The sequence below is a fragment of the Meridianimarinicoccus aquatilis genome (assembly GCF_004358675.1).
In the GTDB taxonomy this organism is placed as follows: Bacteria; Pseudomonadota; Alphaproteobacteria; order Rhodobacterales; family Rhodobacteraceae; genus Meridianimarinicoccus; species Meridianimarinicoccus aquatilis.
In genome coordinates this window covers 48,640-63,919 of sequence record NZ_SMZO01000010.1, presented here as the reverse complement: position 1 = coordinate 63,919, position 15,280 = coordinate 48,640, and the positions used below count along the sequence as shown (strand labels likewise).

16 protein-coding genes are annotated in these 15,280 nt (G+C 56.8%); 12 read left to right on the top strand and 4 right to left on the bottom strand.

The annotated features are described in order from the left end of the window. Window positions 1-8 precede the first annotated feature (8 nt). The 6 genes from E2L05_RS06245 to E2L05_RS06220 all read left to right on the top strand — a co-directional run bounded on the left by E2L05_RS06245 (window position 9) and on the right by E2L05_RS06220 (window position 4,028). Window positions 9-632 carry an ATP-dependent Clp protease proteolytic subunit gene (locus E2L05_RS06245; protein ID WP_133342042.1) on the top strand — a complete coding sequence of 208 codons (624 nt, stop codon included), beginning with the start codon at window positions 9-11 and terminating at the stop codon, window positions 630-632. Window positions 633-773: 141 nt separating this feature from the next. Further along, complete coding sequence (gene clpX / locus E2L05_RS06240) at window positions 774-2,036, top strand: ATP-dependent Clp protease ATP-binding subunit ClpX (protein ID WP_133342041.1); 1,263 nt, start codon at window positions 774-776, stop codon at window positions 2,034-2,036. Window positions 2,037-2,104: 68 nt separating this feature from the next. Then, window positions 2,105-2,701, top strand: coding sequence for a GNAT family N-acetyltransferase (locus E2L05_RS06235; protein ID WP_133342040.1), 597 nt, complete (start codon window positions 2,105-2,107; stop codon window positions 2,699-2,701). A 91-nt stretch (window positions 2,702-2,792) separates the two neighbouring features. Then, entirely contained in the window at window positions 2,793-3,167 is a 375-nt protein-coding gene (locus E2L05_RS06230; protein WP_133342039.1) for an NADH:ubiquinone oxidoreductase subunit NDUFA12, read from the top strand. A 46-nt stretch (window positions 3,168-3,213) separates the two neighbouring features. Next, entirely contained in the window at window positions 3,214-3,660 is a 447-nt protein-coding gene (gene mlaD / locus E2L05_RS06225) for an outer membrane lipid asymmetry maintenance protein MlaD (protein WP_133342038.1), read from the top strand. Next, the gene (locus E2L05_RS06220; protein ID WP_341776733.1) at window positions 3,657-4,028 is read left to right on the top strand and encodes a DUF2155 domain-containing protein; all 372 of its coding nucleotides are present in this window, start codon (window positions 3,657-3,659) and stop codon (window positions 4,026-4,028) included. Before mlaD ends, E2L05_RS06220 begins: the two co-directional genes overlap by 4 nt. On the opposite strand, the gene aat is transcribed toward E2L05_RS06220, so the two are convergent. The 3 genes from aat to accB are packed head-to-tail and all read right to left on the bottom strand — an operon-like array spanning window position 3,992 to window position 6,505. Next, on the bottom strand, window positions 3,992-4,633 hold the full coding sequence (gene aat / locus E2L05_RS06215) for a leucyl/phenylalanyl-tRNA--protein transferase (RefSeq protein ID WP_133342037.1): 642 nt from the start codon (window positions 4,631-4,633) through the stop codon (window positions 3,992-3,994). The genes E2L05_RS06220 and aat overlap by 37 nt on opposite strands. Window positions 4,634-4,643: 10 nt before the next feature. Beyond that, window positions 4,644-5,990: an acetyl-CoA carboxylase biotin carboxylase subunit gene (gene accC / locus E2L05_RS06210; protein ID WP_133342036.1), complete on the bottom strand. Its 1,347-nt coding sequence runs from the start codon at window positions 5,988-5,990 to the stop codon at window positions 4,644-4,646. 8 nt (window positions 5,991-5,998) lie between these two features. Next, on the bottom strand, window positions 5,999-6,505 hold the full coding sequence (gene accB, locus E2L05_RS06205) for an acetyl-CoA carboxylase biotin carboxyl carrier protein (RefSeq protein ID WP_133342035.1): 507 nt from the start codon (window positions 6,503-6,505) through the stop codon (window positions 5,999-6,001). 243 nt (window positions 6,506-6,748) lie between these two features. On the opposite strand from accB, the gene E2L05_RS06200 reads away from it, so the two are divergent. Beyond that, window positions 6,749-8,104 (top strand): NAD(P)-dependent oxidoreductase, encoded by a 1,356-nt coding sequence (locus E2L05_RS06200; protein WP_133342034.1) that lies wholly within the window; start codon window positions 6,749-6,751, stop codon window positions 8,102-8,104. Window positions 8,105-8,137: 33 nt separating this feature from the next. After that, entirely contained in the window at window positions 8,138-9,442 is a 1,305-nt protein-coding gene (preA, locus tag E2L05_RS06195) for an NAD-dependent dihydropyrimidine dehydrogenase subunit PreA (RefSeq protein WP_133342033.1), read from the top strand. A 69-nt stretch (window positions 9,443-9,511) separates the two neighbouring features. Here preA and E2L05_RS06190 read toward each other — a convergent pair whose 3' ends face one another. Then, complete coding sequence (locus E2L05_RS06190) at window positions 9,512-9,865, bottom strand: hypothetical protein (protein ID WP_133342032.1); 354 nt, start codon at window positions 9,863-9,865, stop codon at window positions 9,512-9,514. Between the two features lie 203 nt (window positions 9,866-10,068). Here E2L05_RS06190 and E2L05_RS06185 point away from each other — a divergent pair, with 203 nt between their 5' ends. The 4 genes from E2L05_RS06185 to hydA all read left to right on the top strand — a co-directional run bounded on the left by E2L05_RS06185 (window position 10,069) and on the right by hydA (window position 15,232). Beyond that, window positions 10,069-11,394 carry an aspartate aminotransferase family protein gene (locus tag E2L05_RS06185; RefSeq protein ID WP_133342031.1) on the top strand — a complete coding sequence of 442 codons (1,326 nt, stop codon included), beginning with the start codon at window positions 10,069-10,071 and terminating at the stop codon, window positions 11,392-11,394. 314 nt (window positions 11,395-11,708) lie between these two features. Continuing rightward, a complete protein-coding gene (locus tag E2L05_RS06180; protein ID WP_133342030.1) occupies window positions 11,709-12,959 on the top strand; it encodes a Zn-dependent hydrolase in 1,251 nt (416 codons plus the stop codon). A 31-nt stretch (window positions 12,960-12,990) separates the two neighbouring features. Beyond that, window positions 12,991-13,752, top strand: coding sequence for an endo alpha-1,4 polygalactosaminidase (locus E2L05_RS06175; RefSeq protein ID WP_165971701.1), 762 nt, complete (start codon window positions 12,991-12,993; stop codon window positions 13,750-13,752). A gap of 19 nt (window positions 13,753-13,771) precedes the next feature. After that, entirely contained in the window at window positions 13,772-15,232 is a 1,461-nt protein-coding gene (gene hydA, locus E2L05_RS06170) for a dihydropyrimidinase (RefSeq protein ID WP_133342028.1), read from the top strand. Window positions 15,233-15,280: the final 48 nt, after the last annotated feature.

The following is a 15,280-nucleotide window of genomic DNA, read 5'->3' as shown; positions in this document are numbered from 1 at the left end:
AGCAGGACATGACCGACCCGATCGAGACTTACATGAACACGCTGGTTCCCATGGTGGTGGAACAGACGTCGCGCGGGGAACGTGCCTACGACATATTCTCGCGCCTTCTGAAGGAGCGGATTATCTTCGTGTCCGGCCCGGTGCATGACGGCATGTCATCCCTGATCGTTGCGCAGCTTTTGCACCTCGAAGCCGAGAACCCGTCCAAAGAAATTTCTATGTACATCAATAGCCCCGGCGGCGTGGTGACCAGCGGTTTGTCGATTTACGATACGATGCAGTACATCCGCCCCAAGGTTTCTACGCTGGTGATCGGGCAAGCCGCATCCATGGGCTCGCTTTTGCTGGCTGCGGGGGCCGAAGGCATGCGGTATTCCCTGCCCAACAGCCGTGTCATGGTGCACCAGCCATCGGGCGGCTTTCAGGGTCAGGCAACTGACATCATGATCCACGCCGAAGAGACGCTGAAGCTTAAGCGGCGATTGAATGAAATCTATGTTCACCACACCGGCCAGACCCTTGAAGCTGTCGAAAATGCCTTGGAACGTGATCGTTTCATGTCGCCTGAAGACGCCAAGGAATGGGGTCTGATTGACGAAATCGTTGCAAAACGCACAGGTGACGATGAGTAAGTCACCCGGACATAGCACATCCCGCACCTGACGAACGGTCACGGTGCACAAATTTGACATTGTGGCCGACCCTGTGCTGACCTAAGTTTGTGTGCAGAACACGAGACAGGTCAGGACGGTCGGTCGGCCCCGGAGGAACGGATGGCAAACAACACCAGCGGTGACGGCAAAAATACGCTCTACTGCAGCTTTTGCGGAAAGAGCCAGCATGAAGTCCGCAAACTGATCGCAGGTCCGACAGTATTCATATGTGATGAGTGCGTTGAGCTTTGCATGGACATTATCCGTGAGGAAACGAAGACAACCGGACTCAAGTCTTCTGAAGGCGTTCCCGCGCCGAAAGAAATCTGTGATGTTCTGGATGATTACGTGATCGGTCAGGCGCATGCGAAACGGGTGCTGTCGGTCGCAGTGCACAACCACTACAAACGTCTCAACCACGCGGGTAAGACCGAAGTGGAGCTTGCCAAATCCAATATCCTGTTGATTGGGCCAACAGGGTGCGGCAAGACGCTTTTGGCGCAAACCTTGGCGCGCATTCTGGATGTGCCGTTCACAATGGCGGACGCGACCACTCTGACGGAAGCGGGCTATGTCGGGGAGGATGTCGAGAATATCATCCTCAAGCTGCTTCAGGCGAGCGAATACAACGTTGAGCGTGCACAGCGCGGGATCGTCTACATCGACGAAGTCGACAAGATCACGCGCAAGTCAGACAACCCGTCAATCACCCGCGACGTGTCAGGTGAGGGGGTGCAGCAAGCGCTTTTGAAGATCATGGAAGGCACGGTCGCTTCCGTTCCGCCGCAAGGTGGCCGCAAGCATCCACAGCAGGAGTTCCTGCAAGTGGACACAACGAACATCTTGTTCGTCTGCGGCGGTGCATTTGCTGGGTTGGACAAGATCATTGCGCAGCGCGGTAAAGGGTCGGCTATCGGTTTCGGGGCCGAAGTCCGGGATGACAGCAACCGCGGAATTGGCGAGTTGTTGACTGAACTGGAACCTGAGGACCTGCTAAAATTTGGTCTCATTCCAGAATTTGTTGGTCGACTGCCCGTAATCGCAACGCTGGAAGATCTGGACGAGGACGCGCTTGTCACGATCCTGACGCAGCCGAAGAACGCTTTGGTGAAACAATACCAGCGTCTGTTCGATCTGGAGGACACGCAGCTTTCATTCACAGATGATGCGCTTAAATCCATCGCGAAACGCGCAATTGCCCGTAAGACCGGTGCGCGTGGATTGCGGTCGATCATGGAAGACATCCTTCTCGATACGATGTTCGAGCTTCCGACTGCGGAAAACGTCCAAGAGGTCGTCGTCAACGAGGAGGCCGTAAATTCAGATGCGCAGCCTTTGTTGATATATTCTGACCGCAAGGAAGAGCCCGTTAGCGCGAGCTGATCTAAACGATCAAAACTATTTATGTGACGCGCGCCATTGGCGCGCGTTTTCATGTCGGAGGATCAAAAATGCTTCAACCCGGCTTTTATGATGTGCCGCGCGGCATGATCGCCGCAATAGTAACGCATCTTAACATGACCACATTGCCCGACCCGCGCCCAGTCCGGCCTGTGGCGGGCGCCGAGATCACGCACTGCGTTGCACCTGACATTGACTGGTATCGGGATATCTATCGCAAGGTCGGCGGCACTGATTGGCTTTGGTTTTCGCGGCTTGCACTGAGCGACGAGGCGTTGTCATTGATCCTCGGTGATCCTGCCGTCTCTGTGCATGTATTGAAAATCGACGGGGTGGAGTCAGGGTTCTTTGAGCTGGATTTTCGGACAAAGGGGCGTTGTGAGTTGGCGTTTTTTGGCCTTGTGCCCAATGCGATCGGCACGGGAGTGGGCCGTTTGATGATGACAGCGGCCTTGCGCGAAGCATGGGCGCGCCCCATCGACGAGGTTTGGGTGCATACCTGCACCTTGGATCATCCCGGTGCGATCGAATTCTATCGTCGCAGTGGGTTTGTTGTAACAGGCCGCGAAGTCGAAATCGCGGCCGACCCAAGACTAAGCGGTGTTCTGCCCAGATCCGCCGCACCGCACGTGCCAATCGTCGAATGATGACGTGCCTGCGGCATTTGGCGATGCAGCACCGCTGGACCTTTGCATCGATTTGCGGGATACGAGAGACAATGAAGATCTGGAGCTTGCCATGAATATGCTTGTCCGCGCCGTGACCTGGTGGAACGGTCAGACCCTTGGAACACAGTGGTTCACCCGAAAGAACGGTGTGAAAGTTGGCGAAGACGATCAGGGAAACGTGTTTTATGAAACGCGCGACGCCAAGCGTCGTTGGGTCATTTTCAACGGCGACGTGGAAGCAAGCCGGATAAGTGCAGATTGGCATGGCTGGTTGCACCAAACTTATGATGAGCCGCCAACCAAGCAAGAACTCAAGCACAAGTCTTGGGAAAAACCGCATCAGGAAAACCTGACGGGGACACCCATGGCCTATGCTCCGCCAGGGTCCATTCGGCGCCCAGTTCCTGAAAAACGAACTGATTACGAGGCTTGGACGCCAGAATAATGGCCGCCTGAGATTCGATTCTCCTTGCTCAAATCTGGGAAATTCCATGTCTGAAAATCGTGCAGAACTTGTCGTTGGTGCCGCTGTTCTTGCTGTCGCTATTGGCTTTCTTGCCTACGCGACTTCTAGTGTGGGCGCGATGCAATCCAATGCGGGCTATTCCCTGACAGCGAGTTTTCGGTCCGCTCAGGGCATTGGCGTTGGGACCGACGTTCAGCTTGCCGGGGTCAAGGTCGGTACCGTAACGGCCATGGAGCTGAATCCCGAAACGTTTCGTGCTGACGCCGTGATGACGATTCGCGACGGCGTAGATTTGCCAGATGACAGCTCGATCATTATCGCGTCAGAGGGGCTTCTAGGTGGGAATTTTGTCGAAGTTCAGCCGGGCGGATCTCCGTTCAACTTCGAACCGGGCGACACAGTCAGCAATACTCAGGGATCGGTAAGCCTGATAGAACTGCTGTCGAAGTTTGTCGGGAGTGGAAGCGATTGACGATCCGCTGGGTTGCATTGGTGGCGCTGGCGGCTGGATTGATTGTGTCAGCTGCCCACAGTCAGGAAGTGGAACAAGGAACTGGGGTGAACTTGCGCGCCCTGGATCGTCTGTCCGGCTACCTTACTGACCTTGATGTTCCGATTGGCGGCACGGTTGACTACGCTGATCGTCTTGACATCAGCGTTGTTGAGTGTCGATACCCGGCGGATAACCCAACTGGCGACGCCTTCGCCTATTTGCTGATCCGCGATACGGTCGCTGATCAGCAGGTATTTGAGGGTTGGATGATCGCTTCGTCGCCCGCGCTGAACGCGCTGGATCACCCCCGTTATGATGTCTGGGTGTTGCGCTGCAATAGGTCGTGAACCTTCGGCGTCTCTGGTTCTGAAAAGTCAGCGGCTAAAGCTTGCGAGTCGACCAGAAGCTTGTGATACGCCGCGCGGGAAATTTCGCGTCCGCCAAGGCTTCTCAGATGGTCCGTGATGAACTGAGTGTCAAAAAGCTTGAATCCACCCAGTCTTAGCCGGTCCACCAGAAAGGCCAGTGCGATTTTGGATGCGTCAACTTCGCGCGAGAACATGCTTTCACCGAAGAATGCGGCCCCCAAGGTAACACCATAGACGCCGCCAACAAGGTGGCCCTCGCGCCAAACTTCGAGTGAATGGGCGTGCCCGCTGGCGTGCAGATCAAGATAAAGGCTGGCAATGGTGTCGTTGATCCAGGTTTCTGGCCGGTCCGCACAGCCCTGCACCGTTCCGGCAAAATCGGTATCAATCTTGATCGAAACGTCGCATTTGCGAAGCCTTCGCGCCAAGGAGCGGGATATGTGAAAGCCATCCAGTGGCAAAACACCCCGGCGCCTCGGGTCTACCCAAAAAACGTTGGGGTCGTCACGGCTTTCAGCCATGGGGAAAACCCCCATGGCATAGGCTTGTAGCAGCAGATCCGGTGTGATTTGTGACCGGTCCATTCTGTCCGGATCAGGCGAGGGCCCGCTCCAGCCACTTTTCAAGCCAATGGATCGTGTAGTTGCCGCTTTGAATGTCGGGTTCTGCCAACAAGGCCGAGAACAGCGGAACCGTCGAATCGACACCGTCGACAATCAATTCCCCTAGGGCGCGGTTCAGTCGGGCCAACGCTTCTGGTCGGTCTCGGCCGTGCACGATCAACTTACCAATGAGGCTGTCGTAGTAAGGCGGAATTGAATATCCGTTATACAGTGCACTGTCCATGCGCACACCAAGACCGCCCGGGGCGTGATACGCCGTAATCGTGCCGGGGCATGGGCTGAAATTGGGCAGGCGTTCTGCATTGATCCGCACCTCAATGGCGTGACCATTTAGATGCAGGTCCTCCTGCGCGAAGGACAGGGGTTGACCAGCCGCAATGCGGATTTGTTCGCGGACAAGGTCCACGCCATAAATCGCTTCGGTCACCGGGTGTTCGACCTGCAAGCGCGTGTTCATTTCAATGAAGAAGAACTCACCATTTTCGTACAGGAATTCGATCGTTCCTGCACCAGCATAGTCAATATTCGCAACCGCGTCTGCGCAGGTCTTCCCGATACTCGCGCGCATTTCGGGCGTGATAGCTGGGCCGGGGGCCTCTTCGAACACCTTTTGGTGACGACGCTGAAGCGAGCAATCCCGCTCGCCTAAATGCACAGCACCGCCTTTGCCGTCCCCAAAAACCTGCACTTCGATATGACGCGGTGTATCAAGGTACTTCTCGATATACACTTCGTCATTGCCAAAAGCGGCCTTGGCTTCTGACCTGGCTGTCTGAAAGGCTTCGTCAATCTGATCTGCGTTGCGTGCAAGTTTCATGCCGCGCCCGCCGCCGCCAGCCGTTGCCTTAACGATCACCGGATAGCCGATCTCGCCAGATATCTTGCGGGCCGTCTCAAGGTCGGGGACAGCGCCATCTGATCCCGGTACACAAGGCACGCCAAGCGCCTTCATGGTATCTTTGGCGGTAATCTTGTCGCCCATAACGCGGATATGCTCTGCGGTCGGACCGATGAAGGTGATGCCGTGATCGGACACGACTTGCACGAAATTCGCATTCTCGGACAAAAAGCCATAACCGGGGTGAACCGCATCCGCGCCAGTGATTTCGCAGGCCGAGATGATCGCGGGGACCAACAAGTAGCTTTGTGTTGCGGGGGGCGGGCCAATGCAAACGGCTTCGTCGGCCATGCGAACATGCATGGCATCCGCATCAGCCGTTGAATGGACTGCGACAGTGGAAATGCCCATTTCCCGGCAAGCCCGGATCACGCGGAGTGCGATTTCGCCGCGATTGGCGATCAGGATCTTTTTGAACATTGGAGCGGTCACTCGATGATCACAAGCGGCGCGCCAAACTCAACGGGGCTGCCGTCTTCTACAAGAATGCGGCTCACTGTGCCGTCTTTCGGGGCCGCGATCTGGTTCATGGTTTTCATGGCTTCCACGATCAGAATTGTTTGCCCCTTGGAAACCTGGCTGCCCACACGCACGAACGGGTCCGTCCCGGGTTCTGCCTGAAGATAGACTGTGCCGACCATCGGCGATGGTACAACGCCGGGGTGGTTTGCCGGATCGTTGGACGCTGTCTGTGGCGCCTCTGCCGACGCGGCGGCTGGCGTCGGCGCTGCGGCTGGCGCGGGGGCGTAGCTGGGCGCAGCGGGAACTGCGGCGGTTTGAACGATTGCTGCCGGTGTCCGGGTGACGCGAACATTCAGCGCACTGTCTTCGCCGTAATCACGTTTGACCTCAACTTCGGTCAGATCGTTTTCCCGCAGCAGTTCGGCCAAAGCCCGAATAAAATCGACATCATCGCCGTGGGAAGTCTGTGTCATCGTGTCCTCACTCAGCCTCAATGGGAATGCTTGCTCGTCGCAGCACCAATGCTGCGTCTTACACTCTTTGCAAAACGGTGAAAAGCGATGCAGGTCAAGAAATTGCCGTAGCCAACGATCACATTCCCGCATGTTCACGCTTGATTTTTGATCGATTGCTGGCAACGCTGACTATTCAGGCGCTTTGTGTCGGTAAAGACACGTCAAAATAAAGCCGCGCCCACGACCGGGAGTTATAAGAACATGTCGAATACGCCGCTTACACCGGGCGTAGTCGCGGGCCGATTGGGCCCAGAGGACTACGATAAGAATTTTGCAGATGCTTACCCGCCACTTGATCCGCACGAGGCGCTAGTGGCTGCGGATCGGTGTTATTTCTGCCATGACGCGCCGTGTATCGCAGCATGCCCGACCGAAATCGACATCCCGCTGTTCATTCGGCAGATTCAAACGGGAATGCCGAAAGCAGCCGGAAAAACAATTTTCGAGCAGAATATACTCGGCGGAATGTGCGCGCGGGTCTGTCCGACAGAAACCCTGTGCGAAGGTGCCTGCGTTCGTGAGGCCGCCGAGGGCAAGCCTGTCAAGATTGGCCATCTTCAGAGGTACGCAACCGATACTGTAATGGGGATAGGCAGCCATCCGTTTGCGCGCGCCCCGTCCACAGGGTTGGTGGTCGCCGTAGTGGGCGCGGGGCCGTCCGGGCTTGCGTGTGCTCATCGGCTGGCAATGTATGGTCATGATGTGGTTGTCATGGATGCCAGGGAAAAGCCCGGTGGGCTGAACGAATATGGGATCGCGACCTACAAGACCCCGGACGGGTTCGCACAGGCCGAAGTGGATTGGCTACTTGGCATCGGTGGCATTACGATCAAGACTGGTGTGCGGTTGGGGCGCGAACTGGCGTTGGCTGAATTGCGTGAAGACTTCGACGCCGTGTTTCTTGCTATTGGCCTTGCCGGTGTGAACGCCTTGCGGGCCGAAGGCGAAGCACATGATCATGTGCATGACGCGGTCGATTTCATTGCCGAACTGCGCCAGTCGCCGGATCGGCGGCAGATTGCGGTGGGACGCCGCGTGGTGGTCATCGGCGGCGGCATGACGGCAGTGGATGCGGCGGTTCAGGCGAAGCTGTTGGGCGCAGAGCACGTGACAATGGTGTATCGTCGCGACCGAAGCCGCATGAGCGCGTCACAGCACGAACAATTGCACGCAGTGTCCAAGGGTGTGCAGATCATCACGGACGCGACGCCGCTTCGAGTGCTTGGCGATGGGGCGGTGAGTGGCGTGGAATTTGCCTATACCTCGGAAGGAGCGGATGGGCTTGAAACGATCGGCGCACCGTTTGTGGTTCCAGCAGATCAGGTGTTCAAAGCGATTGGCCAAAAACTGGAAGCTGCTCCTGGCGGGCTCGAAATTGATGGTTCCAAAATCGCAGTAACGGGCTCTGGAAGAACGTCATTGACCGGTGTCTGGGCCGGTGGGGATTGCGCCGTTGGCGGTGATGATCTGACCGTGACTGCCGTTGCCGAAGGGCGCGATGCAGCAGAGGATATCCACGCCGAATTAATGGCCGCAAGCCGTGTTGCAGCAGAATAAAGCAGCGCACAGGCGCGACTGGGAGAAGATTAAATGGCAGACCTGAGCACTGATTTTGTAGGAATAAAGTCGCCCAATCCGTTCTGGCTGGCCTCTGCGCCGCCCACGGACAAGGAATACAATGTGCGCCGCGCATTCGAGGCGGGTTGGGGCGGAGTGGTGTGGAAGACACTCGGGCTGGACCCAAACATCGTCAACGTGAACGGCCCCCGATATGGCGCGATCTGGGGGGCGGATCGTCGCCTTTTGGGGCTGAATAATATCGAACTGATCACCGATCGTCCGCTTGAGGTGAACCTGCGCGAGATCAAATCGGTCAAACGCGACTATCCTGACCGGGCCATGGTTGTATCGCTTATGGTGCCTTGTGAAGAGGACGCGTGGAAGTTCATTTTGCCACTCGTCGAAGAGACGGGTGCAGATGGGATCGAACTGAATTTTGGGTGCCCCCATGGCATGAGCGAACGGGGCATGGGAAGTGCTGTTGGGCAGGTTCCTGAATACATCGAAATGGTCGCGCGCTGGTGCAAACAGAACACGCGCATGCCGGTCATCGTAAAGCTGACGCCGAACATTACCGATATTCGGTATCCGGCGCGCGCAGCGAAAGCAGGCGGCGCGGATGCGGTCAGCTTGATCAACACCGTCTCGTCAATCACATCGGTCGATCTGGACCGGATGAGCCCAGAGCCCATGATCGATGGCAAGGGAAGCCATGGCGGGTATTGCGGCCCGGCCGTGAAACCCATCGCGCTGAACATGGTCGCCGAAATCGCGCGGGACGTGGAAACAGCGGGTATGCCAATCAGCGGCATCGGCGGCGTGACCACATGGCGCGACGCGGCTGAATTCCTGGCTCTCGGGGCGGGCAATGTGCAGGTGTGTACGGCGGCGATGACCTATGGCTTCAAAGTCGTGCAGGAAATGATCACCGGATTGTCCGAATGGATGGACGAAAAGGGGTACGAGTCTGTCGCCGACGTGACGGGGCGCGCGGTTCCAAACGTCACCGACTGGCAGTATCTGAACCTGAACTATGTTGCCAAAGCCAAGATCGATCAGGAGGCCTGCATCAAATGCGGCCGTTGCTATGCCGCCTGCGAAGACACCAGCCATCAGGCGATTTCCATGTCGCCAGACCGCGTATTCGAGGTTATCGACGAAGAATGCGTGGCCTGTAATCTTTGTGTGAACGTATGCCCGGTTGAGGGGTGCATCACTATGGAACCGTTGGCCGCTGGTGAGGTGGACCCCCGAACAGGTGAAGTCGTCGATCCGAACTATGCCAACTGGACAACCCACCCGAACAATCCCGGCGCCGTGAAAGCTGCTGAATAGGCATCGATTCCGGCATGGGTGTCGGGTAAACAGTCAAAGGCGCCGGTCAATCGCGACCCGGCGTCTTTTTTACAGGCGCTTGTCGATTCCCGAACCTGCCGGAGCATTGGCGATCTCGAACAATTCGCGCATGTGCTCGAACCCCTTTTCCACCATTGCGATGCGATCAAAGCTGCGAACTGTCTCGGTGGCGCCCAACACGCGGCTGTCGTACTGATCTGCCTGAATGCGCGATGTGGCGTTTGCTTCCAGAATGACTTGCGTCTGAGGCGACATGATTTCGATTTGCATTGGCGCGTGCTCCGGCGCGATGGCCTGTGCCGCGTCGGTCTGACCCGCCTCGGGTGCCTGAGCTGTCTGGAACTGCATCATCGCGGCAGCATGGGAAACGGACGCGATTGGGGCGATGGATGCGATCGTCATTGTTAAAAACTCCACTCGGGCTTGTATCAACTTTTAGTAGATTAGCTTGAAAATGCGCCCTTGTGTGTTTTTCCCGAAGAGAAGGTTAAAATTGATAGGGTGTTTTATTCAACGCGCCACAGTCCGTTTACGACGGGTCTTGCTTGACTGGTTGCACACCGCTGATACGCTGATGCAATTCATCAAAACTCATGCGGTGCGCCATGTCCCTCGACCATCCTTCCGCCCTCAATGATCTTTCCGCCTTTTGGATGCCCTTCACATCCAACCGGCAGTTCAAGTCGAACCCACGCATGCTCGTGGCGGCGGATGGCATGTATTATACCACCTCTGATGGGCGGCAGGTGCTGGATGGCACCGCTGGGCTGTGGTGCTGCAATGCTGGACACAAGCGCCCCAGGATTGTCGAGGCGATCAAGGCGCAGGCCGACGAAATGGACTATGCGCCCGCATTTCAGATGGGCCACCCAAAGGCTTTTGAACTGGCGACGCGGTTGCGCGACATGGCACCGGCGGGGATGGACCATGTGTTTTTTACAAACTCAGGGTCGGAGTCTGTCGAAACTGCGTTGAAGATTGCCATCGCCTATCAGCGCGCGAAGGGGCAGGGCACGCGTACCCGGTTGATCGGCCGGGAACGTGGCTATCATGGCGTGAATTTCGGCGGCATTTCGGTTGGCGGCATCGTCAACAATCGTCGCCACTTTGGGGCTCTATTGACCGGCGTTGACCATATGCCTCACACGCACTTGCCCGAAAATGCGTTCACCAAGGGCCAGCCGGAACACGGCGCTTGGTTGGCGGATGATCTGGAACGGATCGTTGCGCTGCACGGGCCGGAAACGATTGCTGCTGTAATCGTCGAGCCGGTAGCGGGATCAACGGGTGTTCTGATCCCGCCCAAGGGGTATCTGGAGCGCCTTCGCGAGATCACCAGAAAGCACGGGATTCTTCTGATCTTTGACGAAGTGATCACCGGGTTCGGTCGTCTTGGCGCCCCCTTTGGGGCTGACTATTTTGGCGTGCAACCTGATCTGATGTGCACGGCGAAAGGGTTGACCAACGGCACGATTCCGATGGGCGCGGTTTTGGCGTCGTCTGATGTGCACAACGCGTTCATGAACGGGCCTGAGCATTTGATCGAACTGTTCCACGGCTATACATACTCCGGCAACCCGATTGCGGCGGCAACTGGCTTGGCCACGCTGGAAACCTATCGCGAAGAAGGTCTGTTCGACCGCGCGGCCGAAATTGCCCCATATTGGGAAGAGGGATTGCACAGTTTGCGCGGCCTCCCTCATGTCATCGATATTCGCAATCTGGGTCTGATCGGCGCGGTGGAACTGGAGCCAATAGCAGGTCAGCCAACAGCCCGCGCCTTCCAAGCCTTCCTCGACTGCTATGAAAAAGGCGTCATGATCCGCACAACCGGTGACATCATCGCCATGTCGCCGCCGCTGATTATCGAGAAATCTCAGATCGACCATCTGTTCGGCACACTTGCGGATGTGCTGAAAACGCTCGCCTGACACAAAAGTCTGGCAAAGCAGGTCTGACGCGCCGACCATGGCGTTAATCCCGCGCAATTTCATAAGCGGTGCCGCCAATAAGCGGCCCCGTTTGTTTTGGAGCGGGGCGACATCCGGTTTGTCCCAAAATAGTCGGGACGGTTTCGTCGCGCCATTCGCAGACCGGTCAAATCGTGATCAATCCAGCCACCGCAACACCGTTTTTCTATAGTCATTTTCAACCCATCGCTTGAACTTCGTCCGATGCAGCGCAAGACTGTTGATGCGCGGCCAGCCCGCGCAAGGCAACGACAGCATGCAAGGAAGATCGCATCATGGCAGCCCCCGGCGAAAACCTGAAAATCGACGGCAGCAGGCTGTGGGACAGTCTGATGGAAATGGCGCAGATTGGCCCCGGTATTGCTGGCGGCAATAATCGACAAACATTGACAGATGACGATGCCAAAGGACGCGCGCTGTTCCAGACGTGGTGCGAAGCGGCCGGTATGACCATGGGCGTTGACGAAATGGGCACGATGTTTGCCCGCCGCGAAGGGACGGACCCCGATGCGTTGCCGGTCTATGTTGGCAGTCATCTGGATACCCAGCCAACGGGCGGCAAATATGATGGTGTTCTGGGCGTGCTTGGTGGACTAGAAATCATTCGAACCCTGAACGATCTGGGTATTCGCACCAAGCATCCCATTGTTGTCACCAACTGGACAAACGAAGAAGGCACGCGGTTTGCGCCGGCAATGCTTGCCTCTGGGGTGTTCGCGGGCATGCATACGCAAGACTGGGCCTATGATCGGGAAGATGCAGAGGGCCTGAAATTTGGCGATGAATTGGCACGTATTGGCTGGAAGGGCGATGAACCCGTAGGCGCACGGAAAATGCACGCCTTTTTTGAACTCCATATTGAACAGGGGCCGATCCTTGAGGCTGAAGATACGGCCATTGGGGTGGTCACCCATGGGCAGGGGCTTTGGTGGCTTGAGGTGACCCTGACCGGCAAAGACAGCCACACTGGATCGACCCCCATGAACATGCGCGTCAATGCCGGGTTGGGCATGGCCCGTATCACGGAACTCGTACACACGATCGCGATGGAAAATCAGCCCGCTGCGGTCGGGGCAATCGGGCAGGCCAACGTCTATCCAAACTCGCGCAACGTGATACCCGGCAAGGCCGTTTTCACAATCGACTTCCGGTCGCCAGATCAATCCAAACTGGATGGCATGAAAGCCCGGCTTGAGGCGGAAGCCCCAAAAATTGCCGCAGATCTTGGGCTCGGTATCGAAATCGAGCCCGTCGGCCATTTCGATCCCGTGACCTTCGATCCCGGCTGTGTTGGTGCCGTGCGTGCCGCCGCAGAACGGTTGGGATATTCGCATATGGATTTGATTTCTGGTGCAGGGCACGATGCCTGCTGGATTAACCGTGTGGCCCCGACAGCGATGGTCATGTGTCCGTGCGTAGACGGACTAAGCCATAACGAAGCGGAAGAGATCAGCCCGGAATGGGCAGCGGCTGGCGCAAATGTTCTGTTTCACGCGGTGGTGGAGACAGCCGAAATTGTTGGGTGATGAGCCTCTAAAACGACTGGGAAATCTCTTCATGCCCGTGGCTGTCGCCGGGTGCTGTGTTCTCGCTGGCGGGGCCTTGCAGGCAAGCGAGATATTGCGCGACGGATCATATTGGGACTGGCAGTTGACCGAACCCTTTGATTTGTCGGTCGACGTAAAGGTTATCGACCTTGACGCAGACAGCGTTAGCCGTGCCCAGATATCGGCGTTAAAGGCGCGCGGTGTGAAAACAATATGCTATGTGTCTGTTGGAACGGTGGAAAATTACCGCGACGATGCGGGCCAGTTTCCAGAAAGCGTGATGGGTGTTGTCTATGACGATTGGCCCAACGAACGGTATCTCGATATCCGGCAGCGCGATGTTCTGGTGCCGCTGATGCAGGCGCGGTTTGACCGATGCAAGGCGCTGGGGTTCGATGCGATTGAACCCGACAATATGGATCTTTTCGAAAACGATACCGGTCTTGATATCTCCATGCAGGATCAAGCGAACTACATGGCGGAGCTCGTCGCTTATGCGCATCGGATCGGCCTTGAGATCGGACAGAAAAACGCGCCAGAGCTTATCCCGTACATGCATGACAGGTTTGATTTCATCATCTTTGAGTCCTGTTTTTATTATGACTTCTGCGACGATGCAGAGCCGTACATATCGGCGGGCAAAGACGTGCTGGCGACGGAATACCCACATAAGCGGGTGAACGAAAACGAGGCCTGTGCCTATGGGGCGAAAACGGGCGTGAAATTCATCTTCAAGGAACGCGAACTTGCCGCTGGTGGGCGCGCGTGCTGACATCGGACAGGGGATACCAATGAGCAAGGTCATCAAGGGCGGTACAATCGTCACAGCGGACCGGCAGTTTGCCGGCGACATTCTGATCGAAGACGGAAAGATCGCCGCAATTGGCGATAACCTGACAGGTGACGAGGTGATCGATGCCGAGGGCGCCTATGTCATCCCAGGTGGGATTGATCCGCACACCCACCTGGAAATGCCTTTTATGGGAACCACCGCCGATGAAACGTTTGAGTCCGGTACATGGGCCGCGGCGACAGGTGGCACAACGATGTTGGTCGATTTCTGTTTGCCGGGGCCAGACGGGTCGATCAAGAATGCGATCAACGATTGGCACCGAAAGTCCGCGCCGCAGATCTGCTCTGATATCGGCTATCACATGGCGATCACCGGGTGGAACGAGAGTATCTTCAACGAAATGAAGGACGCCGTTGATATGGGCGTCAACTCGTTCAAGCACTTCATGGCCTATAAGGGCGCGTTGATGGTGGAGGATGATGAAATGTACGCGTCGTTCTCGCGCTGTAAGGAACTGGGGGCGCTGCCCATGGTTCATGCGGAAAACGGCGATATCATTCAGGAATTGCAGCAAAAATATTTGGCCGAAGGGATCACCGGCCCTGAGGGGCACGCGTTCTCGCGCCCCCCTGAGTTGGAAGGCGAAGCTGCCAATCGCGCGATCATGATCGCCGATGCCGTGGGCACGCCGCTCTATATCGTGCATGTGTCCTGTGAGCAGGCGCACGAAGCGATCCGGCGCGCACGGCAAAAAGGGCACCGGGTTTACGGCGAGCCGTTGATCCAGTTTCTGACGCTGGATGAGAGCGAGTATTTCAACAAGTCTTGGGAACACGCCGCGCGGCGCGTGATGTCACCGCCGTTTCGCAGCAAAGCCCATCAGGATGGTCTGTGGGCGGGGCTCTCGGCGGGATCCTTGCAGGTCGTGGCGACGGATCACTGCGCCTTTGGGACCGAGAAAAAGAAGATGGGTTTGAACGATTTTACCCAAATCCCGAACGGAACTGGCGGGCTGGAAGATCGGTTGGCGGTATTGTGGACGACTGGTGTTGAAACTGGCCGCATCACGCCCGAAGAGTTCGTCGCCGTCACATCGACCAACATCGCCAAAATTCTGAACATCTATCCGCAAAAGGGCGCGCTTGTGCCCGGTGCGGATGCAGATATCGTAGTGTGGGATCCCAAGATCAGCAAGACGATCAGCGCGAATAGCCAGAAATCTATAATTGATTACAACGTGTTCGAGGGGTTTGAAGTCACAGCACAGGCGCGCCACACGCTCAGCCGGGGGGATGTGATCTGGTCGTGGGGAAAGAATTCTGCGCCGCAACCCGGCCGGGGTCGATTTGTGCCACGTCCCGCCTTCTCATCGGCGGGGACCGCGTTGAGCCGCTGGAAGGCGCTGAACACGCCGCGCAAGGTCGAGCGGGACCCGATGAATATTCCGTCGGGGATTTGATGCGCCAAAAAACCAATATGAATCAGCCTCTTGTGAGTGAAAGCGAAG